Origin of the sequence: Caecibacteroides pullorum (genome assembly GCF_019239235.1) — a bacterium.
Taxonomy (GTDB): Bacteria; Bacteroidota; Bacteroidia; order Bacteroidales; family Bacteroidaceae; genus Bacteroides; species Bacteroides pullorum.
This window is the reverse complement of record NZ_JAAZTS010000033.1, coordinates 1-25,858: the sequence shown is the minus strand read 5'-3', so window position 1 is coordinate 25,858 and position 25,858 is coordinate 1. Positions and strand designations below refer to the sequence as shown.

The 25,858-nt window shown below is 44.4% G+C and carries 25 protein-coding genes; 19 read left to right on the top strand and 6 right to left on the bottom strand.

Annotated features, from left to right (window positions below):
* Window positions 1-338: 338 nt before the first annotated feature.
* The 6 genes from HF894_RS14015 to HF894_RS13990 form a co-directional block, all read right to left on the bottom strand.
* Window positions 339-2,333, bottom strand: a complete 1,995-nt coding sequence (locus tag HF894_RS14015; RefSeq protein WP_246593263.1) for a ComEC/Rec2 family competence protein — start codon at window positions 2,331-2,333, stop codon at window positions 339-341.
* 111 nt (window positions 2,334-2,444) lie between these two features.
* On the bottom strand, window positions 2,445-3,095 hold the full coding sequence (gene rpe / locus HF894_RS14010; RefSeq protein ID WP_021846879.1) for a ribulose-phosphate 3-epimerase: 651 nt from the start codon (window positions 3,093-3,095) through the stop codon (window positions 2,445-2,447).
* Between the two features lie 64 nt (window positions 3,096-3,159).
* A complete protein-coding gene (gene fmt / locus HF894_RS14005) occupies window positions 3,160-4,128 on the bottom strand; it encodes a methionyl-tRNA formyltransferase (protein ID WP_204973154.1) in 969 nt (322 codons plus the stop codon).
* A gap of 34 nt (window positions 4,129-4,162) precedes the next feature.
* Window positions 4,163-5,953 carry a chloride channel protein gene (locus tag HF894_RS14000; RefSeq protein WP_075318556.1) on the bottom strand — a complete coding sequence of 597 codons (1,791 nt, stop codon included), beginning with the start codon at window positions 5,951-5,953 and terminating at the stop codon, window positions 4,163-4,165.
* Window positions 5,954-5,962: 9 nt separating this feature from the next.
* Window positions 5,963-6,526 (bottom strand): L-threonylcarbamoyladenylate synthase, encoded by a 564-nt coding sequence (locus HF894_RS13995; RefSeq protein ID WP_204973152.1) that lies wholly within the window; start codon window positions 6,524-6,526, stop codon window positions 5,963-5,965.
* Window positions 6,527-6,616: 90 nt separating this feature from the next.
* A complete protein-coding gene (locus tag HF894_RS13990) occupies window positions 6,617-7,486 on the bottom strand; it encodes an NAD kinase (protein WP_204973150.1) in 870 nt (289 codons plus the stop codon).
* 104 nt (window positions 7,487-7,590) lie between these two features.
* Here HF894_RS13990 and HF894_RS13985 point away from each other — a divergent pair, with 104 nt between their 5' ends.
* The 19 genes from HF894_RS13985 (at window position 7,591) to rpsB (ending at window position 25,626) form a co-directional block, all read left to right on the top strand.
* On the top strand, window positions 7,591-8,304 hold the full coding sequence (locus HF894_RS13985; protein WP_204973148.1) for a pyridoxine 5'-phosphate synthase: 714 nt from the start codon (window positions 7,591-7,593) through the stop codon (window positions 8,302-8,304).
* Window positions 8,304-9,017, top strand: a complete 714-nt coding sequence (locus tag HF894_RS13980; RefSeq protein ID WP_021846885.1) for a MotA/TolQ/ExbB proton channel family protein — start codon at window positions 8,304-8,306, stop codon at window positions 9,015-9,017. Before HF894_RS13985 ends, HF894_RS13980 begins: the two co-directional genes overlap by 1 nt.
* Window positions 9,011-9,424, top strand: a complete 414-nt coding sequence (locus HF894_RS13975) for an ExbD/TolR family protein (protein WP_075318560.1) — start codon at window positions 9,011-9,013, stop codon at window positions 9,422-9,424. Before HF894_RS13980 ends, HF894_RS13975 begins: the two co-directional genes overlap by 7 nt.
* Before the next feature lie 49 nt (window positions 9,425-9,473).
* Window positions 9,474-10,289, top strand: a complete 816-nt coding sequence (locus tag HF894_RS13970) for a TonB family protein (RefSeq protein ID WP_204973146.1) — start codon at window positions 9,474-9,476, stop codon at window positions 10,287-10,289.
* Between the two features lie 14 nt (window positions 10,290-10,303).
* Window positions 10,304-10,855, top strand: a complete 552-nt coding sequence (locus HF894_RS13965) for a DJ-1 family glyoxalase III (RefSeq protein WP_021846888.1) — start codon at window positions 10,304-10,306, stop codon at window positions 10,853-10,855.
* A 7-nt stretch (window positions 10,856-10,862) separates the two neighbouring features.
* A complete protein-coding gene (locus tag HF894_RS13960) occupies window positions 10,863-11,537 on the top strand; it encodes a 2-C-methyl-D-erythritol 4-phosphate cytidylyltransferase (RefSeq protein WP_075319283.1) in 675 nt (224 codons plus the stop codon).
* Window positions 11,525-13,621 (top strand): ATP-dependent DNA helicase RecG, encoded by a 2,097-nt coding sequence (gene recG / locus HF894_RS13955; RefSeq protein ID WP_204973144.1) that lies wholly within the window; start codon window positions 11,525-11,527, stop codon window positions 13,619-13,621. Before HF894_RS13960 ends, recG begins: the two co-directional genes overlap by 13 nt.
* A gap of 264 nt (window positions 13,622-13,885) precedes the next feature.
* Window positions 13,886-14,746 (top strand): peptidoglycan DD-metalloendopeptidase family protein, encoded by an 861-nt coding sequence (locus HF894_RS13950; RefSeq protein WP_021846891.1) that lies wholly within the window; start codon window positions 13,886-13,888, stop codon window positions 14,744-14,746.
* Window positions 14,747-14,853: 107 nt separating this feature from the next.
* Window positions 14,854-15,396: a DUF1599 domain-containing protein gene (locus HF894_RS13945; RefSeq protein WP_075319284.1), complete on the top strand. Its 543-nt coding sequence runs from the start codon at window positions 14,854-14,856 to the stop codon at window positions 15,394-15,396.
* The gene (locus tag HF894_RS13940; protein ID WP_204973142.1) at window positions 15,386-16,708 is read left to right on the top strand and encodes a BT_3928 family protein; all 1,323 of its coding nucleotides are present in this window, start codon (window positions 15,386-15,388) and stop codon (window positions 16,706-16,708) included. Before HF894_RS13945 ends, HF894_RS13940 begins: the two co-directional genes overlap by 11 nt.
* Before the next feature lie 36 nt (window positions 16,709-16,744).
* Window positions 16,745-17,500 carry a triose-phosphate isomerase gene (gene tpiA, locus HF894_RS13935; RefSeq protein ID WP_204973140.1) on the top strand — a complete coding sequence of 252 codons (756 nt, stop codon included), beginning with the start codon at window positions 16,745-16,747 and terminating at the stop codon, window positions 17,498-17,500.
* A 106-nt stretch (window positions 17,501-17,606) separates the two neighbouring features.
* Window positions 17,607-18,062, top strand: coding sequence for an SPOR domain-containing protein (locus HF894_RS13930; protein WP_204970241.1), 456 nt, complete (start codon window positions 17,607-17,609; stop codon window positions 18,060-18,062).
* Window positions 18,063-18,106: 44 nt separating this feature from the next.
* Entirely contained in the window at window positions 18,107-18,703 is a 597-nt protein-coding gene (gene folE, locus HF894_RS13925) for a GTP cyclohydrolase I FolE (RefSeq protein WP_021846896.1), read from the top strand.
* Between the two features lie 449 nt (window positions 18,704-19,152).
* The gene (purB, locus tag HF894_RS13920) at window positions 19,153-20,499 is read left to right on the top strand and encodes an adenylosuccinate lyase (protein WP_075318563.1); all 1,347 of its coding nucleotides are present in this window, start codon (window positions 19,153-19,155) and stop codon (window positions 20,497-20,499) included.
* 130 nt (window positions 20,500-20,629) lie between these two features.
* Complete coding sequence (locus HF894_RS13915) at window positions 20,630-22,024, top strand: pseudouridine synthase (RefSeq protein ID WP_075318564.1); 1,395 nt, start codon at window positions 20,630-20,632, stop codon at window positions 22,022-22,024.
* A gap of 22 nt (window positions 22,025-22,046) precedes the next feature.
* Complete coding sequence (gene asnS / locus HF894_RS13910; protein WP_075318565.1) at window positions 22,047-23,450, top strand: asparagine--tRNA ligase; 1,404 nt, start codon at window positions 22,047-22,049, stop codon at window positions 23,448-23,450.
* A gap of 304 nt (window positions 23,451-23,754) precedes the next feature.
* Window positions 23,755-24,216 (top strand): 50S ribosomal protein L13, encoded by a 462-nt coding sequence (gene rplM, locus HF894_RS13905; RefSeq protein ID WP_021846900.1) that lies wholly within the window; start codon window positions 23,755-23,757, stop codon window positions 24,214-24,216.
* Between the two features lie 6 nt (window positions 24,217-24,222).
* Complete coding sequence (rpsI, locus tag HF894_RS13900; protein ID WP_021846901.1) at window positions 24,223-24,609, top strand: 30S ribosomal protein S9; 387 nt, start codon at window positions 24,223-24,225, stop codon at window positions 24,607-24,609.
* Window positions 24,610-24,789: 180 nt separating this feature from the next.
* A complete protein-coding gene (gene rpsB, locus HF894_RS13895) occupies window positions 24,790-25,626 on the top strand; it encodes a 30S ribosomal protein S2 (RefSeq protein WP_204970245.1) in 837 nt (278 codons plus the stop codon).
* Window positions 25,627-25,858: the final 232 nt, after the last annotated feature.

The window sequence follows — 25,858 nt, the reverse complement described above, 5'->3', positions numbered from 1 at the left end:
ACTTAGATACTTTTTGTTCATAATTAAAAACTTTAAATTTATAAATTTAAAAATTAGTAAATAATTGAGTTTCTCATATTTAATCGTTTAGTTCTTGCCGAATTTCCCTATCCTTTTGTAATTTGTTTTACACTTATTAAGCTAATTAATTCTTCCGTTATTTCGCAGATAACGGAATAAGAATATAAACTATTGTAAATCAGTAATGTATGGATAGCTTGAGCCTCTGTGGAAATGTAAATATTGTTCTTATGATATGGGAAATGAAATTACTTGTTTTTGCAAGCAAATAGGCGGATAAAGGTCAGGAATAGGAGAAAATAATCAAAAAGAAGAATTTATTTCAAAGGAATGTGTATGTATCCTTCTTGATCAAGCAATCGATAGCTGATGCCTAATTGCAGACACTCAGTTGTTATGATTTTTTTTGAGTAATTGGAAAGAGAACCATCCAAAATAACAGTTTGAATGTGGAACAAGGAGGTAAGTTCATTGATACTACCTCGATAACCATGAGAAATGTAAAGGATATGAATAGGAAGAGGATGTTCAGCAGTTCTCGTATTCCAACGATTATGATTAAGCAAACAAATACGTTTTCCTTTGTAAGTCAGAATGTTATTTTCTAGAAGGATGGGAAGGTTATTGTATTGTTGGGTCAAAACTAGAGGTGTGTTTAGTCCCATGCTGTTCCAGTGGGTGGCCAATGATTGGCGGAGCCAGTTTGTGCGAGGAATGCTGTCAGAGCATACGAGCCATGATTGTGTTCCATTTGACAGGCAGTGTACCGAAGGACAGTCTGGAATGTTGTAGAAAGCAATACCTGGAGATGGAGTATGACGGACGAGTATGGTTGTGTGGTAGATGCTGAATATCAGTAGAGCACTTAGCAAGGCATAAGCATTGGTTGGTATGCGGAGCTCTAGAAAACGGTAGAATAGTAATAATATCAGATATATAAGAAAGACCTCGTAGGCATCCAAATAGAGATGGTCGAGAGATGCGTATGGCCACAGCTCGATTTGTTGGAGTACACTGTTTTGTATTTGTATGAGCTTTTCGATATAAGGTGCTATGAGGGTTGGCAAAGGCTCGAAAGGTGTGAGTAATAATAGGATGATTGCAGCATAGAGAATGAAGGATACCATGGGAATAACCCATAGGTTGGTGAGTAAAAAATGTGTTGAGAAACGTGCAAAATAGAAGATAACCAGAGGGGCTGTCCCTATTTGCGCCGCAATGGACACACTCATCAGACTCCAAATTTTACGGATAAGCCAATATCTACTGCGATAAAGATGGTTCAATCTGGAATAAAACATTAGGATGGAAGTTACGGCTGCAAAAGAGAGTTGGAAGCCTACGTCGAATAGCCACATAGGGTGGATGATCAGCATGAAAAATGCAGTAGCAGCCAGTGTGTTGGCAGAAATGGATTTCTCAGGTTGGAGATGGGATAAGGTCAGTATGGAAAACATGCAGACGGAACGTACTACGGAAGGGGATAATCCCGTGAGAAAGGCAAATCCCCATAAAAGAATGATGATCAGGGCTAATGACGGAAGTTTTAAGTATCGGAAGCGCTTCCAAATGGGGGCTGTCAGAAACCATAACAGTGCATACAGGAAGCCGATGTGCAGACCTGATAATGCTAATACGTGACTGGCACCTGTTATCGAATAGGTTTCGATGATATCTTCGCTTAGGTCATCTTTGTCGCCTACGGTCAGGGCAGAAAGTATGGCCAGTTCGTCCCCTTGGAAGCCCAATTCGCGATAGAGATTGACAATTTTTTCCTGATGATCGGCGGCCTTTTGTCGAAAAGTCCGTAAGGAATCATGTCCGGCTTTCTGCCAATGTCCTGAAGGAATGAAAGACGTTCCGCTGATGCCACGGCGCTGTAAGAAGCGTGCATAGTCAAATTCGTGCGGGATACCTTTATGGGGAGGAGGGGCAATGCGGGCATGTATCCATAAGCGGTCGCCTCGTTTCAGGGTGGCGGCTATGGAATCTTGTTGAAAGTAGAGTAGAACCTGCGGATGATTATGGACACTAGTTAAAGCCGAGTCTTTGGAGGAAGTCAATGTGACGACGGCTGGGCAAAGGATGCTGCGAGCTTTGTTTTCTGGTGTTTGGTTGATTGTTACTTGATAAATGGCGGGACGGTTAGAAATCGGGAATGCCGTGTCTGACAACTGGCGGGCTGCTAGAGTGTAACCGGTAGTGATGATTAATAGGAACAGAAAGCCTCCGAACCAGTATTTCCAATTCATGAAGAAACAGACAGGAAGGAGAAAGGCCAGAAGAACCATGATTCCTAGGCATACAATCATAGGAACTGCATGCGGAAAAGCGTCTCCACATACAATTCCTATGACTAGCGGCAACAACAGTCGCAGAAAAGGGTGCTGTTGTAGGGCAGCAATGAACAAGAACTGTTAGTTTTACAAGTTTTTCAATGCGTGAATCATTTCTTCTGGGCTAGGCGCAGAGAAAACAGCATTTCCTGCTACAAGAACGTCGGCTCCAGCTTTCATAAGGCGGGCACCGGTTTCTAGATTGACACCACCATCCACTTCTATCAATGCTTTTGAACCGGTTTGGGTGATAAGTTCGCGCAGTTCGCGTACTTTTTCCACTGTGTTCTCGATGAATTTCTGTCCGCCAAAACCAGGATTGACTCCCATGACAAGCACCATGTCGACTTCACGAACAATATCTTTTAGCAGCATAACAGGGGTGGCTGGATTAATGGTAACGGCAGGTTTCATACCAGCTTCTCGTATTTGTTGTACCACACGGTGCAGGTGTGGGCAGGTTTCATAGTGTACGTTCATGATTTCTGTTCCCAGAGCCTTAACCTCAGCAATGAATTTCTCAGGTTGTACAATCATCAGATGTACGTCGAGAGGTTTCTCGGCTAGTTTGGCTACATGCTTTAAGACTGGGAAACCAAACGATATGTTGGGCACAAAGACACCGTCCATGATGTCGATATGCAACCAGTCGGCTTCACTTCGGTTCAGCATGTCGATGTCGCGTGCCAGGTTCCCAAAGTCGGCCGACAGAATAGAGGGGGAAATGATAGGTTTCATAGGCTTTTAGTATCTCACTGTTTTCTATATAGGAAAAGGCTGTTTTCCTTGTCTTATTCCATTGTTATTTCATTTTAAACGAATTGTCCAGGTGGAAACCGCGGAGCAATTCGTCGGTCTTCAAACGTTTCTTGCCAGGCAGTTGCAGGGAACGGATGCTCACGAAACCGTCTTGTGCGGCTACATGAATATAGGTTTTGCCATCGGTGAGAAGGCTTCCTGTTCCCAAATTGTGTGGTTTAATAATTTTTTCTGTCTCGAAGACTTTCAAAACAACTGTTGTACCATCGGGGTGTATCAGCTCAGTCCATGCTGAGGGATAGGGGGATAACCCACGTACAAAGTCGTAGATTCGTTTTACGGGCTGCTTCCAATCGATGCGGCATGTTTCCTTGAAGATTTTAGGAGCCGGTTTCAGTTCGCCTGTCACGCCCATCTCCTCCTGCGGGATGCTGTGGATGGTACCGTCCAGAATGGTGTCCACGGTTTCGGTTACCAGCTTGCCGCCCAGCATCATCAGCTTGTCGTGAACGATGCCCACGTCGTCCGTGTCGGCAATGGGGACGCGTACCTGCTGGATGACCTCGCCCGTATCAATCTCATGCTTCAGGAAGAAGGTGGTGATACCTGTCTCTGTTTCACCGTTGATGACGGCCCAGTTGATGGGGGCAGCTCCACGATATTGGGGCAGGAGGGAGGCGTGCAGGTTGAAGGTGCCCAAGCGGGGCATGTTCCACACCACTTCGGGCAGCATGCGGAAAGCCACCACAATCTGCAGGTCGGCCTGCCAGGCGCGCAGGGCGTCCAGAAACTCTTCGTTTTTCAGCTTCTCAGGCTGGAGTAAGGGTAGGTTGTGGTCCAGTGCATACTGCTTGACGGGCGAATATTGCAGCTTGTGGCCGCGTCCGGCAGGCTTGTCGGGCATGGTGATGACGCCCACTACATTGTAGCCGCCTTCGACCAGGCAACGCAAAGCTTCCACGGCAAAGTCGGGCGTACCCATATATACAATTCTTAAGTCTTCTTTTTTCATGTTGTTCATTAATAGGTTAGAATATGTTCAAAGATTATTCATCTGAGAAGCGCACCAGCACCTCGCGATACGAATTGAATATCTTCGATTTCGATACGAATCCCAAGTATTTGCCTTCCTGGTCGACAACAGGCAGGTTCCACGCCTTGGTGTCGTCGAAAGTTCGCATTACCTGTTCCATGCTGTCCGTGTCGTAGAGTCGGCCAGGGGCCGAAGTCATAAACTTGTTGACGGTGAAGCGATGGTACAGTTCTTGGCGGAACATGATATTACGGATGTCATCCAATAAGACAATGCCCAGCAACTTTCCTTCCTGGTCGGTAACGGGGAAAATGTTGCGCTTCGACTTCGAGATGGCTCGTACCATTTCGCCCAAGTCCATTTCGGGATGTACAACCACAAAGTCCTTTTCTACTACATTCTCTACTTTCATTAGTGTCAGCACCGCCTTGTCCTTGTGGTGGGTCAATAGTTCACCTTTCTTGGCCAGACGCATGGAGTAGATACTGTGGGGCTCAAAGACGATGATGGTAAGATAGGAGCTGACAGATACAATCATCAGCGGCAGGAACAGGTCGTAGCCGCCCGTCAGCTCGGCAATGAGGAACACACCTGTCAGCGGGGCGTGCATTACGCCGCTCATTACGCCTGCCATCCCCATCAGGGCAAAGTTCTTTTCAGGCAGGTAGGCCGTCACATCGAATTCGTTGCTGAAGTGCGAGAATACGAAGCCGGCAATACAACCCAGGTAAAGCGAGGGGGCAAAGATACCGCCGCAACCACCTCCTCCGTTAGTGGCGCTAGAAGCGAATACCTTGAAGAGGATGATGAGCATCAAGTAGACGAGTAGCAGGTCGCCGTGGCCGTAGAAGAAGGAGTTGTTCATCACCGTGTCCCACTCGGCATTGGTCGTACCGTTCAACAGCAGTTCGATGGTTTCGTATCCTTCGCCATAGAGGGGCGGGAAGAGGAAGATGAGAATACTCAGCATCGCGCCGCCCACGGCCAGTTTCTTGTAGGGAGTGCGCAAGCGTCCGAACAGACCTTCTACTGAATTCATGGCACGCGTGAAGTAGAGCGACACCAGTCCGCAGAAGATACCCAGCATGATGACGTAGGGGATGCGGTTCAGCTCAAAGGGTTGGTCCAAGTGGAATTGGAACATGGCCTCCTGCCCCGTTACGATGTAGGATACCGTGGCCGCCGTTACTGCCGATATCAGCAGGGGCAACAGGGACGACATGGTAAGGTCTATCATTAGCACTTCCAGCGTAAAGACCAGTCCGGCGATGGGCGCTTTGAAGATGCCTGCTACCGCACCTGCCGCACCACATCCCACGAGCAGCATCAGCGTGCGGTGTTCCATCTTGAAGATACTGCCCAGGTTGGAGCCAATGGCCGAACCTGTCAGTACAATAGGTGCTTCTGCTCCGACCGAACCACCGAACCCGATGGTAATGGAGCTGGCAATGATGGACGACCATGTGTTGTGTCGCTTGATGCGTCCCTGTCGTCGCGAGATGGCATAGAGAATGCGTGTCACGCCATGGCTGATATCATCCTTTACCACATAGCGCACGAACAGTCCAGCCAGAAAGATGCCGACCACGGGGTATACCAGATAGAGGTAGTTGGCTGCCGTCGTGTCGAAGTTCTCCGTCAGGAAGTTCTTTATCCAGTGGATGAGCACCTTCAGTATCAGCGCGGCCAGGGCCGTGAAGATACCTACTAGGAAGCTGAGTATCAGGATGAACCGTTTCTCCTTGATGTTTTTCTCGCGCCAGACGAGGAAACGTTGCAACAGATTTTTTCGTTCTGCCTTCATGCTCCTTTTTTATTGTCTGATGATTTTGATGACGCCACCCTTGTCCAGTTTAATGATGCTCGACGGCTTGGCTTGGGTGGTTTCCTCGCGGCGGTAGTCCACGATGTAGTCTACGGCCGACTTGATTTCCTCGCTGATTTCGCTGAAGTTCTGTGGCGAAGGCTGTCCGCTCACGTTGGCCGAGGTTGACACGATGGCCTTGCGGAACTGCTGGCACAGGCGTTTGGAAAATTCCTCGCCCGTGACGCGGATGCCCACACTGCCGTCTTCGGCCAGGAGGTTGGGAGCCAGGTTGCGGGCACCCGAGTAGATAATGGTCAGCGGTTTGTCGGCCAGTTCGATGAGGTCCCACGCCACTTCGGGTACGTCTTGCACGTAGAAGTCTACCTTGACAGCCGAGTCGACCAGCACCAGCATGGCCTTGCTGTCGGCCCTACGTTTGATTTCGTACACGCGGCGCACGGCTTCCTCGTTGGTGGCGTCGCATCCGATACCCCAGATGGTGTCCGTGGGGTAGAGTATCACTCCACCTTCGCGCATCACCTGGCAGGCTTTCTTTATTTCTTCGTTCATCTTGTAAAGTCCGTTTATAAGTGATTATTACGCAAAAGTAGGCATTTTATTCCATTAAAGGAAGACTGTCTGTGCTTTTTTGGATGGACTTTACCTGATGTCTGCTCCCCACATCATTTTATTACGTAATGTATTGAAGAAAATATGATCGAATCGCTTGATGACTTTAATTGTATAGTCGGCACGTGAGATTGTCAGTCGGGTTGTTTCTTTACATGATTCACTGCGACCATCAATGGCTACGAGAAAATTGTGACTGCGGCTTTCTACGTCTAAGGTGATGGTCCAGTCGTCGCAAATGACGATGGGGCGCATGTTGAGGCTGTGGGGCGCTACAGGGGTAATAGCAATGGTTTTGCTATGAGGAACGATGATGGGGCCTCCCACGCTGAGTGAATAGGCTGTGGAGCCTGTAGGGGTTGCGATAATCAGTCCGTCGGCCTGGTAAGTAGTGAGTGGGGCACCATTGATGGCTGTATGGATGCTGATCATAGACGAACTGTCTCGTTTGAGGACGGCAATCTCGTTAAGAGCATAGGGACAGTGCATCAGGTTCTTGTCGTTGCAGTCCAGCTGGAGTACGCTACGCTCTTCTATCTTATAATGGTGGTTGTAGATATCTTCAAGGGTGCTTTCCATTTCTTCGGGTGAAATGTCGGCCAAAAAACCCAGACGGCCAGTATTGATTCCTAAGATAGGAATGTTTTTTTTACCTACCCGGCTGGCTGCTTTCAGAAAGGTACCGTCGCCTCCAAGACTGATAACGATATCTGCTTCAAAATCATCGTCATTGAATAGCTCAACTGGTGGAAGAACTAAATGGAGAGTCTCAGTCAGAAAATTGTAGAACTCCTGACAGATGCAAATTTGGGCGTTATGTTGAGTCAGGAGCTTGAACAATAGTTCTGCGTACGAAGACTTTTTGGCTTGATAAATGTTTCCGAATATGGCAAATTTCATATGACAGGTTTGTTATTAGCTTTGCAAAGATGCTATTTTTTTATAATATTCCTCTATACTTATGACTATTATTTGTACTTTTGCCCGAAACTAGCGTTGGAATTATGACTAAATTAAGTGTAAACATAAACAAAGTGGCAACTCTGCGTAACGCGCGTGGGGGAAATGTGCCGGACGTCGTTAAGGTGGCGCTCGACTGCGAAAAATTTGGTGCAGACGGTATTACGGTTCATCCACGTCCAGACGAACGTCATATTCGTAAAAAAGATGTATATGATTTGCGGCCATTATTGCGTACGGAGTTTAATATAGAAGGATATCCTGCGCCGGAGTTTATAGATCTGGTGCTGAAAGTAAAACCCCATCAGGTGACATTGGTTCCGGATAGTCCTACTCAGTTGACTTCGAATGCAGGCTGGGATACCAAGACTAATCTTGCTTTTTTGAGTGAAGTACTCGAACGTTTCAATAAAGCAGGTATACGTACGTCTGTTTTTGTATCCACAGATGTTGAAATGATAGAGTATGCCGCCAAGGCAGGTGCCGACAGGGTAGAACTGTATACAGAACCTTATGCTTCGGGGTATGCCAAAAATAAAGAAGAAGCTGTTGCGCCTTTTGTAGAGGCTGGTAAGTTTGCTCGCAATTTAGGACTTGGACTGAATGCTGGACATGATCTCAGTTTAGAGAATTTGAATTATTTTTATCAAAACATCCCTTGGTTGGACGAAGTTTCGATAGGACATGCATTGATTAGTGATGCATTGTACTTAGGTTTGCAACGTACTATTGAGGAATATAAAAAATGTCTTCGTTAATGAATGCAATGTTATTATTGGCCCAAGTGGCTCCGGCAATGGCTGACTCGATAGCGGGTGCCAATCCGGTTTTGACTCCGGTTGCAGGTCCGGAAGAGATGAGTTTATGGAGTATGGCTGTGAAAGGCGGCTGGATAATGGTGGTTTTGGGACTGCTTTCATTGCTGTGTTTCTATATATTGTTTGAACGAAATTATGTTATCCGTAAAGCAGGAAAAGAAGATCCTATGTTTATGGATAAAATTAAGGATTATATCTTGGCTGGGGAGATAAAGGCGGCATTGTCCTATTGTCGCAGTGTGAATACACCTTCAGCGCGTATGATTGAAAAAGGCATCAGCCGTTTAGGACGTCCTGTAAGTGATGTTCAGGCTGCTATTGAGAATGTAGGAAATATTGAAGTTGCCAAGTTGGAGAAAGGCTTGACTATTATGGCTACTATAGCAGGTGGAGCTCCTATGATTGGATTTTTAGGAACAGTGACGGGTATGGTCCGCGCTTTCTTTGAGATGGCTAATGCAGGAAATAATATTGATATCACCCTATTGTCTGGTGGTATATATGAAGCTATGATTACCACAGTAGGGGGTCTGATTGTAGGTATTATTGCGATGTTTGCCTACAATTATTTAGTGACACTCGTTGATGGAGTGGTAAACAAGATGGAAGCCAAAACAATGGCCTTTATGGATTTATTGAATGAGCCATGCTAAAACGAAGAGCTAAAATATCGCCTAATTTCAGTATGGCGTCCATGACGGACGTGATATTTCTGCTGCTGATTTTCTTTATGATTACATCGACGGTGGTTTCGCCCAATGCAATAAAGGTTTTGTTGCCTCAAGGTAAGCAACAGACATCGGCAAAACCTTTGACTCGTGTGATTATCGATAAAGACCTGAATTTTTATGCAGCTTTTGGAAATGAAAAGGAACAGACTATAACATTGGAAGAACTGACTCCTTTTTTACAGCAATGTGCGGAAAGAGAGCCGGAAATGTATGTTGCTTTATATGCTGACGAAACAGTGCCCTATCGAGAGATTGTGAAGGTGCTGAATATTGCGAATGAGAATCACTTTAAGATGGTGCTGGCTACACGGCCGCCTGATGGGAAGTGATAAAGAACAAACGGATTGGCTTTAACTGTCATATTAATATAATCTGATTGTGACTCAAAAGGAGAAAGGTAAATATATAGGTTTAGGCGGGGCAATATTGGTGCATGTCGCTTTGATCGCTTTCTTGATATGTGCAGGCTTTATTGTGCCTGTGCCAGCTGAGGAAGGGGGGATGCCTGTGATGCTTGGTGAAGTGTCTGAGGCATGGGGGACTGCAGACCCTTCTTTAGTGGATGTAGACGTGATGCCAGAAGAAGCAGAACCATTACCCGAAGAAGCTGTTGAGCAGGAAATAATGACTCAGGAGTTGGAAGAAACTGTTGCGTTGAAGCCTGAAACTAAGTCTACAAAAAAGAACAAAGTGAAGAAACCTGAAAGGACTGAGGCTGAGAAGGCGGAAGAAGCGCGACGGTTGGCTGAGGCTAAAGCTGAGCGTGAACGTAAGGAAGCTGAAGAAGCTGCCCGTCGTAAGGTTGCAGGTGCTTTTGGAAAAGGGGCGCAAATGGGAAGTAAGGGTAATTCAGAAGGAACCGGCATTCAAGGAAGCCCTACAGGAAATGCTCCGGAAGGAGCTACAAGTGGTGTGGGAGGATATGGCACATTTAGCTTGAACGGACGTTCTATCGGTGCTGGTGGACTTCCCAAGCCTGTTTATAATGTGCAAGATGAAGGAAAGGTTGTAGTGAACATTACTGTAAATCCTGCCGGTCAAGTGATTGCTACTAGTATTAATCGGCAGACCAATACTGTCAATTCGTCTTTGCGCAAGGCGGCTGAAGACGCGGCGAAGAAGGCCCGTTTTAATGCCGTCAGCGGATTAAATAATCAATCGGGAACTATTACATATTATTTTAACTTGAAATAAAGGAGGACTTGACTATGGGAACTGTTTATGTCTTTTTTGCAGACGGTTTTGAAGAAATGGAAGCTTTTGCAGCTGTTGATGTATTAAAACGTGCAGGTGTAAATGTGGCAATGGTATCTGTTACGCCAGATGAAATCGTCAAAGGAGCACATGGCATTTCTGTATTATGCGATAAGAATATTGTGAATTGCGATTTTTATGATGCAGAGATGCTGGTGTTGCCAGGTGGTCTGCCTGGAGCAACGACACTGAATGAGTGTGAAGACTTACGGAAGGAATTATTGAAGCATGCTTCTGCAAATAAGGCTATTGCTGCTATTTGTGCGGCACCTATGGTATTAGGTAATCTTGGTTTGTTGAAAGGTAAAAAGGCTACTTGCTATCCAGGCTTTGATAAATATTTGGAAGGAGCCGAATATACGGGTGCAATGGTTGAAAAAGATGGTAACTTTATCACCGGTAAAGGGCCTGGTGCCGCGATAGATTTTGCGTTAGCTTTAGTGGAACATCTTTGCGGCAGAGAAAAGGTGAAAGAGTTAAAGAATGCCATGTGTCTTACAAAATGAGACTCTTATGACGCAATATGTTCTGATTGTAGCTGGGGGTAAAGGGATACGCATGGGTGGAGATATCCCTAAACAGTTTTTACCCATTGGTGGAGTACCAGTCTTGATGCGTACCATGGATGCCTTTTATGCTTACAATCAGGATATACAAATAATTTTGGTGCTTCCTCATGATCAGCAGGCTTTTTGGCAGGATTTGTGTAGGAAGCATCATTTTGAACGTCCTTATCGGATTGCAGATGGTGGCGAAACTCGTTTTCATTCTGTTAAAAACGGTTTGGCGTTGGTAGAAACACCTGCTTTGGTTGGCGTGCATGATGGTGTACGGCCTTTTGTCTCTTCAGATGTGATTCGACGCTGTTATGCGGAAGCTTCACAAAAACATGCTGTAGTACCTTGTGTTAATGTTGTTGAAACGTTGAGGCATGTACAAGAAGAGAGAAGTGTCACCGTACCGCGTGATGAATATCGGTTAGTGCAGACTCCACAAGTTTTTGATGCGACTTTGTTGAAAAAGGCTTATGAACAGCCTTATAGTCCACAATTTACAGATGATGCGTCTGTTGTCGAATCGATGGGAATGGTTGTCTCATTAATAGAAGGTAATCGAGAAAATATTAAAATTACGACCCCTTTTGATTTGAAAATAGCTTCGGCTTTATTGGAAGAATGTTCGATTTAACGACTCAAGACATAAAATATTTGCCTGGAGTGGGGCCGCAACGTGCAGTTACGTTGAACAAGGAATTGGGCATTTATACTTTACATGATCTTCTGTATTATTTCCCTTATAAATATGTGGATCGTAGTCGGATTTACTCTATTCGTGAGATTGACGGAACGATGCCTTATATTCAACTGAAAGGGGAAATACGCAGTTTTGAGTTGGCAGGTGAGGGACGACAGCGAAGATTGATTGCGCATTTTACAGATGGTACAGGTTTTGTCGATTTAGTTTGGTTTCAGGGTATTAAATTTCTGACAGGGAAATATAAGGTGCATCAGGAATATATTGTTTTTGGGAGGCCAACCGTATTTAATGGACGTATCAATATTGCGCACCCTGATGTGGATTTGGTTACGGAGGTAAGAATGGATGCAATGGGATTGCGTCCTTATTACAATACAACAGAAAAGATGAAACGGTCTTTTCTGAATTCGAATGCGATTGAAAAGCTGATGGGGACGCTTATCCAGCAACTTCACGAACCTTTACCTGAAACTCTTTCTTCCGAGATTCTGACAGAACATCATCTGATGCCTTTAACTGAAGCACTTGTGAATATTCATTTTCCAGGCAATGCTGATTTGCTGCGGAAGGCACAGTATCGGCTAAAGTTCGAAGAATTGTTCTATGTTCAACTTAACATATTGCGTTATGCCAGCGATCGTCTACGGAAGTATAGAGGGTACATATTTCGTCGGATAGGGGATGTCTTTAATACTTTTTACACTCGTAATCTCCCTTTTGAATTGACTGGTGCCCAAAAACGAGTGTTAAAAGAGATACGGCATGATTTAGGAAGTGGACGGCAGATGAACCGTTTGTTGCAGGGAGATGTTGGAAGTGGGAAAACATTGGTTGCCCTGATGAGCATGCTTATAGCTTTGGATAATGGTTATCAGGCGTGTATGATGGCACCGACGGAAATTTTAGCCAACCAACATTATGAAACAATCCGGGCATTGCTTTGTGGTATGGATGTGCAAGTAGAATTGTTGACTGGCTCAATTCGTGGAAAGCGAAGAGAAGCTATTCTGCAAGGTTTGGCTTCGGGTGAAGTGAAAATTCTGATAGGAACTCATGCGGTTATAGAAGATACGGTTGGTTTTGCTTCTTTAGGGTTAGTAGTTATTGATGAGCAGCATCGTTTCGGAGTAGCTCAACGGGCCCGTTTATGGACTAAAAATGAACAGCCTCCCCATGTGTTGGTAATGACAGCGACTCCTATTCCTCGTACACTGGCTATGACTTTGTATGGCGATTTGGATGTGTCTGTTATAGACGAATTGCCACCAGGGCGTAAGCCAATTGCAACTATTCATCAGTTTGACAATCGTCGGGAGTGTTTATACCGTTTTGTCCGAGCTCAAATTGCGGAAGGAAGACAAGTCTACATCGTTTATCCGTTGATTAAAGAGAGTGAAAAAATAGATCTGAAGAATCTTGAGGAGGGATATTTGCATGTATGTGAGGAGTTCCCGGATTGTAGGATATGTAAGGTGCATGGTAAAATGAAACCTGCGGAAAAAGATGAGCAAATGCAATTATTTGCTTCTGGGGAGGCTCAGATCATGGTTGCTACGACTGTAATTGAAGTAGGGGTAAATGTACCGAATGCTTCAGTCATGATTATTGAGAATGCGGAGCGTTTTGGATTATCTCAGCTACATCAATTACGTGGACGAGTTGGGCGTGGGGCTGATCAATCATATTGCATCTTAATGACCGGTTATAAGTTGGCTGATGATACGCGTAAAAGGCTGGAAATTATGGTACGTACGAATGATGGTTTTGAGATTGCAGAGGCTGATCTGAAGTTGCGTGGACCTGGTGATTTGGAAGGAACGCAGCAAAGTGGAGTTGCTTTTGATTTGAAGATTGCAGATTTAGCTCGTGATGGTCAGCTATTACAGTATGTACGTGAAGTGGCACAAAAAGTTGTGGATGAGGATCCGGAAAGAAAGTTGTCTAAAAACGAAATCTTATGGAGGCAATTGAAGGTTCTGCGCAAAAACAATGTCAATTGGGCTGCCATTAGTTGACGGGTGTTAATATTTGGCTGATTATGTTGGATATGTTGTAAAACATAAAACAAGATAACTTGCTGTTGTTTAATTGTTTACTGTTGTGTTTGAAGCCTGCGTTGCTTGCCTGAAATGAAAAAATGCTTAATTCAGAGTGCGTCGTTTCGAAGATTAATGCTAACTTTGGAACAATTTTTGAAAGAGCAGGTATCCGCATGTGTTGGATGACATGAAAATAGTAATGTCGTTAGCGGATATGAAAAGACAAATTGACGAAGCGGAATGAATTATACAGGATTTAAATTGTTTCTTTGTGCAGTTGCGGCAATGGTGAGCTTGAACTCCTTTTCACAAGATCTCATAGCCCGTCAGGCACCTATCGATAGAAAGCTGAAGAGTGTGGATTCGTTGGTATTGCAAAAGCAAATTCGTGTAGAGCAATCCATGTATCCTGCTTTCGATATATATCCTTCTTGGAATACAACCTCTGTTCATGTTTATGGCGATGCCATTATACCTGATAAATATACGATTGATTTAACAGGTTTCTGTATGCCGACCGAACATACACGTATCAATGATATATTTGGATATAGACCTCGTCGTCGTAGAGCACATTATGGATTGGATATCAAGGTTTATATTGGTGATACTATTCGTGCTGCTTTTGATGGAAAGATACGTGTTGTTGCCAATCAAGGCAGACGAGGATATGGAAAATATGTTGTGATCCGTCATGACAATGGTTTGGAAACTATTTATGGACATCTTTCGAAACAATTGGTTGGTGTAGATCAGCTGGTGAAGGCTGGTGAACCGATAGGATTGGGTGGAAATACAGGACGTTCCACGGGTTCGCATTTGCATTTCGAAACCCGTTTCTTGGGAATTGCTATAGATCCAGCTTTGATGTTTGACTTTGAAAAACAGGATATTGTAGCTGATACTTATACTTTCGAGAAGAAGGTGAAGAATACGAACGGATCAGCATCGCGTAGTGACTTATTCTATAAGGTGAAACGAGGAGATACACTGTCGAAGATTGCGGCCCGTCAAGGAACGACAGTCAGCAAGCTTTGTCGATTGAACCGTATTACTACCAAAACGGTTTTGCGGCCGGGACAGGTATTGCGTTGCTCATGATAAACGTAAAACAATCTTGATATGAGAGGGTGCTTTAATATAATTTAGAGCACCCTCTTTTCTTTATTTCTTAATTATTCCTAACTTTGCAGCCTATTTATATGGAAATGAAAGATACCAAACAGCAATTTGAGCATGTTATTACCATTTGTCGTGATTTGTTTACCAAGAAACTTCATGACTATGGGGCGGCTTGGCGCATTTTGCGTCCGTCTTCGGTGACCGATCAGATTTTTATTAAGGCCAACCGTATTCGTAGTATTGAAATTAAAGGCGTCTCTTTGGTAGACGAAGGTATTCGCTCTGAGTTCATTGCAATTGTGAATTATGGTATCATCGGACTTATTCAGTTAGAAAAAGGCTATGCCGAATCGGCGGATATGACTAACGAAGAGGCGCTAGCCTTGTATGACAAGTATGCCAAAGCTTCGCTGGAACTGATGTTGGCAAAGAATCACGATTATGATGAGGCATGGCGCAGTATGCGCATAAGTTCGTATACAGACTTGATATTGATGAAGTTGTATCGCACAAAGCAAATAGAATCCCTCGCGGGGCAGACATTGGTGTCTGAAGGAGTGGATGCCAATTATATGGATATGATAAATTATTCAGTGTTCGGTTTGATTAAGATTGAATTTGGAGATTGATAAGAAACATATTATCAGGAAGGTGTGGGTGAACGCCTGTCGCTTTTTGTTGGGAGGGGTTTTTGTCTTTTCCGGCTTTGTCAAGGCTATCGACCCGTTTGGCACTTTTTATAAACTACAGGACTACCTGAGTGCTTTTGGCTTGAGTGGATGGTTTCCTCCTTCTTTAGTGTTTCTGGGAGCTATTTTGCTGGCTGCATTGGAGTTTTGCGTGGGTGTATATTTGTTTTTGGGTATCCGAAAGACATGGAGTGTTTGGATGGCCTTACTCCTGATGGCAGTAATGACTCCCTTGACATTGTATCTTGCCATTGCCGATCCTGTATCTGATTGCGGTTGCTTTGGTGACGCTTGGATTTTAACTAATTGGGAGACTTTTGGAAAGAATGTCGTTTTGTTGATCGCTTCTCTGTCTGTGTTTTATTGGCGGAAAGATATCATCCGTTTTATTACTCGTAAGATAGAATGGGTCTTTTCGATGTATACCATTCTGTTTGTGTTTGCTTTGTCTGTTTATTGTCAGCATAATCTTCCCATTATAGATTTTCGTCCTTATAAGGTTGGAGTTAATATAAAGCAGGCAATGGAAATACCTGAGGGGGCTAAACCTTCAGTTTATGATACGCGTTTCATTCTTGAAAAGGATGGGGTGAAAAAGGAGTTTTCTTTGGAAGATTATCCTGATAATACCTGGACTTTTGTAGAAGCGCGTACAGTTTTGAAGGAAAAGGGATATGAGCCGCCCATACACGATTTCTCCATGTTAAGTGTGGAAACAGGGGAAGATATTACGGAAAAGGTGCTGACGGATGAAGGTTATACTTTCCTGTTGGTTGCACATCGGATTGAACAGGCGGACGATAGTAATATTGATCTGATCAATGAAATTTATGATTATAGCGTTGAACATGGCTATGGATTTTATGCCTTGACTTCGTCGACAGAGGAAGATATCTTGCAATGGAGAGATCGGACAGGAGCTGAATATCCTTTTTGTCAGACTGATGATATTGCGCTGAAGACTATGATCCGCTCTAATCCGGGTATGTTCCTTTTGAAGAATGGTACGATTCTTCACAAATGGAGCGATGGAAATCTGCCTGACGAGTATGCATTGTACGATTCCTTGGATAAAATACCTGTGGGGCAGGAAGAGTTTGTCAGCCTTTGGCATACGATGGGAAAAGTCTTACTTTGGTTCATCGTACCTCTATGCTTGGTGCTGGCTGTAGATATATTGGTCATTAAACGTCGTGAAAAGAGGATTGGCCATGTGAAAACTGATGGTGAACTTGTGGAAAGAAAAAAATAAAAACATTTATATTAACCCTTTAAAAATAAAGACAAAATGAGAAAGAACATTGTTGCAGGAAACTGGAAGATGAACAAAACCCTTCAGGAGGGTATTGCTCTTGCAAAAGAATTGAATGAAGTATTGGCTAATGAAAAGCCTAATTGTGATGTAATCATCTGTACACCGTTTATTCATTTGGCTTCTGTTACTCCGTTGGTAGATCCCGCTAAGATCGGTGTAGGTGCAGAAAACTGCGCTGACAAGGAGTCTGGTGCTTATACAGGTGAAGTTTCAGCAGCTATGGTAGCTTCTACGGGTGCCAAGTATGTTATTTTAGGCCACTCAGAGCGTCGTGCTTACTATCATGAGACTGTAGAAATTCTGGAAGAGAAAGTGAAGCTGGCTTTGGCTAATGGCCTGACACCTATCTTCTGTATTGGTGAAGTTCTGGAAGAGCGTGAGGCTAACAAGCAGAACGAAGTTGTCGCTACTCAGCTGGCTTCTGTATTCTCTCTGTCTGCAGAAGATTTCTCTAAGATTATTCTGGCTTATGAGCCGGTTTGGGCTATTGGTACAGGCAAGACTGCTACTCCTGAGCAGGCACAGGAAATCCATGCATTCATCCGTCAGACGGTAGCTGAGAAGTATGGTAAGGAAGTTGCTGATAACTGCTCTATCCTTTATGGCGGTAGCTGCAAGCCTTCAAACGCTAAGGAATTGTTCGCTAATCCTGACGTAGATGGCGGTCTGATTGGTGGTGCTGCTTTGAAGGTTGCTGACTTCAAGGGCATTATCGATGCTTTCAACTAATTGAAAGATATATTGATTAAGAAAATGCTGCGCTGAGAAGCGCCATGCTTCGAGCGCAGCATTCTTTTTTTATTCTATTACATCTAAACAACAGATACCGAGTAACATGAAACGTTTGTTTTTAACCCTTGCATGCCTTTCAGCCTTCTTGTTTGCGACGGCACAAGAGAATATTATAGAGAGTTTGGAGCAGAAAGTTCCAGGTCAGGGAAAGGTTACTGTTCATCAGGATGCGCGCATTGAAGCGCTGATCGGTAAAGCTCGACCAGCTTCTGTCGTTGAAGGACAACAGGTCCTTAAGGCGGCTGGATATCGCGTCCAGGTATATGCTGGAAGCAATACCCGTCAGGCTAAGAACGAAGCACATGCGGTGGCGGCGTCTGTCAAAGAACTCTTTCCCGATTTGCTGGTCTATACTTTTTTTACTCCTCCCCGTTGGCTGTGTCGAGTAGGAGACTATCGGAGCATTGAGGAAGCTGATGCCATGATGAGGCGTTTGCGTAGCTCAGGTCAGTTTAAAGAAGTTTCTATAGTCAGAGACCAGATAAATATTCCTCTATAACAGAACGGATGCATCCGTTTGATAATCTATAATTAAAAGAAATCATGCTGGAAAAAGAAATCATCACTTCCCCTGCGTTGGACGAACTGAAAGAACATTATGCACGTATCTTGACCCTGCTGGGTGAAGACGTGGAGCGCGAAGGCTTGCTTAAGACTCCTGAGCGTGTGGCAAAAGCTATGCTGACTTTGACCAAAGGGTATACGATGGATCCTCATGAAGTGCTTCGTTCGGCTAAGTTTAAGGAAGAATATAGTCAGATGGTGATTGTGAAGGACATCGATTTCTTCTCATTGTGCGAACATCACATGCTGCCCTTCTATGGGAAAGCTCATGTGGCTTATATCCCCAATGGTTATATTACAGGTTTGAGTAAGATTGCCCGCGTGGTCGACATATTCTCCCACCGTCTGCAAGTGCAGGAACGTATGACTCTTCAGATTAAAGAGTGCATTCAGGAAACGCTCAATCCGTTGGGCGTTATGGTGGTGGTGGAAGCCAAACACATGTGTATGCAGATGCGTGGCGTGGAGAAACAAAATGCCATTACCACGACTTCGGATTTTACAGGTGCTTTTAATCAAGCCAAGACTCGCGAAGAATTCATGAATCTCATCAAACATCATTCTACGGCTTTGTAAAAAGCGTAGCTTTGTTATTCGTTTTTGCCAAGTGGCACTTGGCGTTGCTAAAGTCCCTCATTAGGAGCGTAATGTTTATCTTTACGATGCTAATGAGGGACTTTATTTTTCCCCCTTTCAAATGTCGGAATCGTAATGACTGTTTCCATCTTATAGATTATTGTTCGATAATAAATCTCTTTCGTCGTTGGAGAATAAAACTATGTTTAACTGATGGCAAAACTATGTTTTAGCGTCGATAAAGCATCGTTTTATAGTTTGGGCGTGTATGTTTGTTTGAGGATGGTTGAGTGAGGGATTGGGGACGGCTGATGATGGAGCTTTGCTTTTCGTTTGTAGATTTTGATAATTTTTGCAGTTACAAGGAGTTTTTATGCTGGTTTTGTGGCTTGTAACTCAGAAAAAAGACGTAATTTTGTCGCCCGATAATTATCAACTGAATACGACGTATGGAACTGGATTTACTAACCGCCATCTCTCCGATTGACGGTCGCTATAGGGGCAAGACAGATGCCTTGGCCGCCTATTTCTCTGAATTTGCACTTATTAAGTATAGAGTGCGGGTCGAGATTGAGTATTTTATCGCTTTGTGTGAATTGCCTTTGCCTCAGTTGGCTGGGGTAGACAAGGGCGTGTTTGAAACTCTGAGAAATATTTATCGTAATTTCTCGGAAGCCGATGCCCAACGCATTAAGGAAATTGAAAGCGTGACCAATCACGACGTGAAAGCCGTGGAATATTTCTTGAAAGAACAGTTTGACAAGCTGGGTGGTATGGACGATTACAAGGAGTTTATCCACTTCGGACTGACTTCGCAGGATATCAACAATACCTCTGTGCCCCTTTCCGTAAAAGAAGCGCTGGAGCAGGTATATTATCCTCAGATTGAGGAACTGATTGCTCAGCTTCGCACGTATGCCGAAGAATGGGCCAATATTCCGATGCTGGCCAAAACGCATGGACAGCCTGCTTCGCCGACACGTTTGGGTAAGGAAATCCGTGTGTTTGTTTACCGTTTGGAGCGTCAGCTGGCTACACTGAAGGCTTGTCCGTTGACTGCTAAGTTTGGTGGCGCTACGGGCAATTACAATGCTCATCACGTGGCTTATCCTGCGTATGACTGGAAGGCTTTCGGCAACAGATTTGTCGCTGAAAAGCTGGGACTGGAGCGTGAGGAATACACCACTCAGATTTCCAACTACGACAATCTGTCTGCCATCTTCGATGCCATGAAGCGTGTCAATACGATCATGATAGACATGAACCGCGATTTCTGGCAATACATTTCGATGGAGTATTTCAAACAGAAGATTAAAGCGGGTGAAGTTGGCTCTAGTGCAATGCCCCACAAGGTGAACCCTATCGATTTCGAAAATGCGGAGGGTAATCTGGGAGTGGCAAATGCCATACTGGAACATTTGGCTGTGAAGTTGCCGGTATCGCGCCTGCAGCGTGACTTGACCGATTCGACCGTGTTGCGCAACATTGGCGTGCCTTTTGGTCACATTATTATTGCCATCCAGAGTTCTTTGAAAGGATTGCGTAAGTTGTTGCTGAACGAGACGGCTATTTATCGCGACTTGGACAACTGCTGGAGTGTGGTAGCTGAGGCCATCCAGACAATCCTGCGCCGTGAGGCATATCCGCATCCGTATGAGGCACTGAAAGCGCTGACTCGTACTAATCAGGCTATTACGGAAGCATCTATCAAGAATTTTATCGAGGAGTTGAATGTTAGTGAAGATATCAAGAAGGAACTTCGCGCCATTACTCCGCACAATTATACGGGAATGTAAATAATGGAAAATTGATAATGGGAAATTGAAATGAACCATTACTGAAATTTTCAATTCTCAATTTTCCATTTTCAATTAAATAAGGCCGTGAGGCCGATAAGTTTAATTTTTATTCGAATAAAAGAGAACAATGAGTACAGAAAATGAAAGCTGGCGCGATGCGTCAGGTGTAGAAAGAAATGAAGGTGCTGACCGTGATGGTAATCAGTACAGGGGTGCTGGCTTCGGCCATTCTTCTTATAACCGTGAAAACAGAGAGCGGCCTTATCGTCCGCGTTTTAATACCGAGAATGGAGGACGCTCGCAGAAGGCTTACAGTAGCGATCGGTCTTATCGTCCGCGCTTTAATGCGGAGAATGGTGATCGTCCGCAGCGCTCTTATGGCAATGCTTATCGCCCGCGTTTTAATGACAATGCTGAAGAGGGCGAACGTTCACAGCGTACGTATGGTGGAGAGCGTTCTTATCGTCCCCGTTTCAATGCTGAAGGTGGTGATCGTCCGCAACGTCCTCGCTTCAATCCGAATGCGGAACGTGGTCAGCGTGCTTATGGCGATCGTCCGCAGCGTCCGCGTTTCAATCCTAACGCGTCTGGCGAGCAGGGCGGTTTCGCACAACGCTCTTATGGCAATGAGGGAGATCGTCCGCAACGTCCTCGTTTCAATTCGAATGCTGGTCGTGGCAATAATCGTGGAGGAAACAATGCATACGGCCGTCCACAACGCCCACGCACGGCTGATTACAATCCGAATGCCAAGTATAGCAAGAAGAAACAGATTGAATACAAGGAACAGTTTGTCGATCCCAATGAACCTATTCGTCTGAATAAGTTCTTAGCCAATGCAGGTGTTTGCTCGCGTCGTGAGGCTGATGAGTTTATTACGGCTGGTGTGGTTTCTGTGAACGGACAGGTCGTAACAGAACTGGGTACAAAAATCAAACGTGGTGATGAAGTGAAATTCCATGATCAGGTGGTGAACATCGAACGTAAGATTTATGTGTTGCTGAATAAGCCGAAAGATACAGTGACAACGTCGGATGACCCGCAGGCTCGTCGTACCGTAATGGATTTGGTAAAGGGTGCTTGTGAAGAGCGTATCTATCCTGTAGGACGACTGGACCGCAATACGACAGGAGTTCTGTTGCTGACGAATGACGGTGATTTGGCTTCGAAGTTGACTCATCCGAAGTATCTGAAGAAGAAAATTTATCATGTACACTTGGACAAGAACCTGACCAAGGCGGATATGGAGCAGATTGCTGCAGGTATCCAGCTGGATGATGGTGAAATCCATGCAGACGCTATCAGCTATACGGATGAAAACAAGAAAAACGATGTGGGCATTGAGATCCACTCGGGCAAGAACCGTATCGTGCGTCGTATTTTCGAATCCTTGGGATATAAGGTAGTAAAGTTGGATCGTGTATATTTTGCAGGTCTGACCAAAAAAGGATTGCGTCGTGGTGACTGGCGCTATCTGACAGAACAGGAAGTGAACTTCCTGCGTATGGGCTCGTTTGAATAAATTATAGATATAGATAGTAATTATGGAAAAAATTAGTAGAACAAAGATTGTGGACCTGCTGAAGCGTGAAGATTTCGGCGCTATGGTCAACGTGAAAGGCTGGGTTCGTACCCGCAGAGGTAGCAAACAGGTAAACTTCATCGCGCTGAACGACGGTTCTACAATAAATAATGTACAGATCGTTGTCGATCTGGAAAACTTTGACGAGGCCCTATTGAAGGATATCACGACGGGAGCTTGTTTGAGCGTGAACGGTGTGTTGACTGAATCTGTCGGTGCTGGTCAGAAAGCAGAAATTCAGGCTCGTGAAATAGAAGTACTGGGTACATGTGACAATACTTATCCGTTGCAGAAGAAAGGACACTCTATGGAGTTCTTGCGTGAGATTGCTCATTTGCGTCCTCGTACCAATACCTTTGGCGCCGTATTTCGTATTCGCCACAATATGGCTATCGCTATTCATACTTTCTTCCATCAGAAAGGCTTCTTCTACTTCCACACGCCTATTATTACGGCGTCAGATTGCGAGGGTGCTGGTCAGATGTTCCAGGTGACAACCAAGAACCTTTATGACCTGAAGAAAGATGAAAATGGTTCCATTATTTACGACGATGACTTCTTCGGCAAGCAGGCCAGTCTGACTGTTTCTGGTCAGCTGGAGGGTGAACTTGCTGCAACGGCATTGGGAGCGATTTATACATTCGGTCCTACTTTCCGTGCAGAAAACTCTAATACTCCGCGCCATTTGGCTGAGTTCTGGATGGTAGAGCCAGAAGTTGCCTTTGCTGATCTGTCTGAGCTGATGGATTTGGAAGAAGAATTCATTAAGTTCTGTGTGAAATGGGCGCTTGACAATTGTGCCGATGACTTGGAGTTCCTGAACAAGATGGTGGACAAAGGCTTGATAGAACGTTTGCAGAAGGTTGTAAACACGGAATTTGTCCGTCTGCCTTATACCGAAGGTATTAAGATCCTGGAAGAGGCCGTTGCTAAAGGACACAAGTTTGAATTCCCTGTTTACTGGGGTTGTGACTTGGCCAGCGAGCATGAACGTTATTTGGTTGAAGAGCATTTCCAGAAGCCGGTCATCATGATAGACTATCCGAAGGAAATCAAGGCTTTCTATATGAAGCAGAATGAGGATGGCAAAACTGTACAGGGTACAGATGTATTGTTCCCTCAGATTGGCGAAATTATTGGTGGAAGTGTACGTGAAGAGAATTATGATAAACTGATGGCTCGTATCACTGAACTTCACATCCCGATGAAGGATATGTGGTGGTATCTGGATACTCGTAAGTATGGTACATGTCCGCATGCAGGTTTTGGCCTGGGCTTTGAACGCCTATTGCTGTTCGTGACAGGTATGGCAAATATTCGCGATGTTATCCCCTTCCCACGTACGCCGCGTAATGCAGAGTTCTGATGTGGATAAGGATATCTGAGTAAAGCTTAATTTAATATCGATTTTTCCCCGATTGGAGAAATATTTTTCTTCAGTTGGGGAAAAATATTTTGGTAAGTACGTTGCTTTTTCAATCTGACTCTCAGACAAAAAAAAGACTAAATCGTTTGTCAGTTAGCAGAAAAACCGTACCTTTGCAAGCCGATTATTATCTAATAAGGATAAGCAATTAATTCATAGCGAGTTAATCGACCTTTGTCCGGGGCGGTTGGCTGGTGGTGAAGAAAAAACAATTAGTAGTAACATTTTAAAAAAACATTTAAGAGTGGATACTTTAAGTTACAAGACCATTTCTGCAAACAAAGCTACGGTGACGAAAGAATGGGTCATCGTTGACGCTACAGACCAGGTTTTGGGTCGTCTGGGCGCTAAAGTTGCGAAACTGTTGAGAGGAAAGTATAAACCCAACTTTACCCCTCACGTAGATTGTGGCGATAATGTAATCATTATCAATGCCGACAAAGTGAAAATGACTGGCAATAAGTGGACTGACAAGATTTATCTGTCCTATACCGGTTATCCCGGTGGCCAGAGAGAGATGACTCCTGCCCGTCTGCAGGCTAAACCGAATGGTGAGGATAAACTGTTGAGAAAGGTAGTGAAGGGCATGCTCCCCAAGAATAAACTGGGCGCAAAATTGCTGGGTAATATGTATGTATACGCCGGCAGCGAACACAAACATGCTGCTCAGAACCCGAAAATGATTGATATTAACGCACTTAAATAAGAGATGATGGAAGTAGTAAATGCATTAGGCAGACGTAAAAGTGCAATTGCACGTATTTTCGTAAGCGAAGGTACTGGAAAGATTACCATTAACAAGAGAGACCTTGCTGTGTATTTCCCTTCAAGCATTCTCCAGTACGTGGTTAAGCAGCCGCTGAACAAGCTTGGCGTAGCTGAAAAGTATGACATTAAAGTTAACCTTTGCGGTGGTGGTTTCACTGGTCAGTCTCAGGCTTTGCGTCTGGCTATCGCCCGTGCACTGGTAAAAATCAATCCTGAAGATAAGGCTGCTCTGCGTGCCGAAGGCTTCATGACTCGTGACCCGCGTGCTGTTGAACGTAAGAAACCGGGTCGTCCCAAAGCACGTCGTAGATTCCAGTTCAGTAAACGTTAAGAGTTGCAGATTGGTTGGGGCGGACAAGTTGCATGAATTTCAACTTTCAACTCTCAACTCTCAACTGAAAAAGCGTTTAGCATCTAAACTACCGGGACTCTCGTTCTTGTGGACAAGGCTACCCGGCGGTTGGTTTAGAAAAACAAAAAAGAAAGTAAACGATTTAAGATTAAAAAGACAATGTCAAGAACAAATTTTGATACATTATTGGAGGCCGGTTGCCACTTCGGTCACCTGAAAAGAAAGTGGAACCCTGCAATGGCTCCTTATATCTTCATGGAGCGCAATGGTATTCATGTCATTGACCTCAACAAGACGGTTGCTAAAATTGACGAAGCTGCAGAAGCTTTGAAGCAAATCGCTAAATCAGGAAAGAAAGTCCTGTTTGTTGCTACTAAGAAACAAGCTAAGCAGGTGGTTGCTGACAAGGCAGCCTCTGTAAACATGCCTTATGTAATCGAGCGCTGGCCGGGTGGTATGTTGACCAACTTCCCGACTATTCGTAAGGCCGTTAAGAAGATGGCTACTATTGATAAGCTGACTAATGACGGTACTTATGCAAATCTCTCTAAGAGAGAAATCCTTCAGATTTCTCGTCAGCGTGCTAAGTTGGACAAAACTTTGGGCTCTATCGCTGACCTGACTCGTCTGCCGTCTGCATTGTTTGTTGTAGACGTTATGAAGGAAAATATTGCAGTTCGCGAGGCTAACCGTTTGGGTATTCCTGTATTCGGTATTGTTGATACGAACTCTGATCCTACTAATGTAGATTTCGTAATCCCGGCTAATGATGACGCTACCAAGTCTGTAGAAGTGATTTTGGATGCTTGCTGTGCTGCTATGCAGGAAGGTCTGGAAGAGCGTAAGGCTGAAAAGATCGACATGGAAGCTGCCGGTGAAGCTCCTGCCAATAAGGGTAAGAAGAAAGCTACCAAGGCTCGTCTGGACAAGTCGGACGAAGAAGCAATCAATGCTTCTAAGGCTGCCGCCTTCATGAAAGAAGACGAAGAAGCTTAAAATATATTTTTGAGAGTTGAGAATTGAAAGTTGAGAGTTACTTTAAACGGCAATTCTCAATTCTCTGTTCTCAGCTCTCAATTGCTTTATATAGAAGAGTAGTATTATTAACTTAATTAAAAGATACACTACTGTCCCGTAAAAGTTGATAAATAGTTCTTTGAAATTATTGAAATATAGTCAATTACGTGGTTTCTTGAGATGAAACGGACTTGATTTTGCAACTTTGCAG

Coding starts and splice junctions, on each gene's coding strand:
- HF894_RS13965 (WP_021846888.1), top strand. CDS start 10,304: ATGGGAACTGTTTATGTCTTTTTTGCAGACGGTTTTGAAGAAATGGAA.
- HF894_RS13945 (WP_075319284.1), top strand. CDS start 14,854: ATGAAAGATACCAAACAGCAATTTGAGCATGTTATTACCATTTGTCGT.
- HF894_RS13995 (WP_204973152.1), bottom strand. CDS start 6,526: ATGAACGAAGAAATAAAGAAAGCCTGCCAGGTGATGCGCGAAGGTGGA.
- HF894_RS13980 (WP_021846885.1), top strand. CDS start 8,304: ATGAATGCAATGTTATTATTGGCCCAAGTGGCTCCGGCAATGGCTGAC.
- HF894_RS13930 (WP_204970241.1), top strand. CDS start 17,607: ATGAAACGTTTGTTTTTAACCCTTGCATGCCTTTCAGCCTTCTTGTTT.
- rpe (WP_021846879.1), bottom strand. CDS start 3,095: ATGAAACCTATCATTTCCCCCTCTATTCTGTCGGCCGACTTTGGGAAC.
- purB (WP_075318563.1), top strand. CDS start 19,153: ATGGAACTGGATTTACTAACCGCCATCTCTCCGATTGACGGTCGCTAT.
- HF894_RS14015 (WP_246593263.1), bottom strand. CDS start 2,333: ATGATTGTATGCCTAGGAATCATGGTTCTTCTGGCCTTTCTCCTTCCT.
- HF894_RS13950 (WP_021846891.1), top strand. CDS start 13,886: ATGAATTATACAGGATTTAAATTGTTTCTTTGTGCAGTTGCGGCAATG.
- rpsB (WP_204970245.1), top strand. CDS start 24,790: ATGTCAAGAACAAATTTTGATACATTATTGGAGGCCGGTTGCCACTTC.
- fmt (WP_204973154.1), bottom strand. CDS start 4,128: ATGAAAAAAGAAGACTTAAGAATTGTATATATGGGTACGCCCGACTTT.
- asnS (WP_075318565.1), top strand. CDS start 22,047: ATGGAAAAAATTAGTAGAACAAAGATTGTGGACCTGCTGAAGCGTGAA.
- HF894_RS13975 (WP_075318560.1), top strand. CDS start 9,011: ATGCTAAAACGAAGAGCTAAAATATCGCCTAATTTCAGTATGGCGTCC.
- recG (WP_204973144.1), top strand. CDS start 11,525: ATGTTCGATTTAACGACTCAAGACATAAAATATTTGCCTGGAGTGGGG.
- rpsI (WP_021846901.1), top strand. CDS start 24,223: ATGGAAGTAGTAAATGCATTAGGCAGACGTAAAAGTGCAATTGCACGT.
- folE (WP_021846896.1), top strand. CDS start 18,107: ATGCTGGAAAAAGAAATCATCACTTCCCCTGCGTTGGACGAACTGAAA.
- HF894_RS13960 (WP_075319283.1), top strand. CDS start 10,863: ATGACGCAATATGTTCTGATTGTAGCTGGGGGTAAAGGGATACGCATG.
- tpiA (WP_204973140.1), top strand. CDS start 16,745: ATGAGAAAGAACATTGTTGCAGGAAACTGGAAGATGAACAAAACCCTT.
- HF894_RS13915 (WP_075318564.1), top strand. CDS start 20,630: ATGAGTACAGAAAATGAAAGCTGGCGCGATGCGTCAGGTGTAGAAAGA.
- HF894_RS14000 (WP_075318556.1), bottom strand. CDS start 5,953: ATGAAGGCAGAACGAAAAAATCTGTTGCAACGTTTCCTCGTCTGGCGC.
- HF894_RS13985 (WP_204973148.1), top strand. CDS start 7,591: ATGACTAAATTAAGTGTAAACATAAACAAAGTGGCAACTCTGCGTAAC.
- HF894_RS13990 (WP_204973150.1), bottom strand. CDS start 7,486: ATGAAATTTGCCATATTCGGAAACATTTATCAAGCCAAAAAGTCTTCG.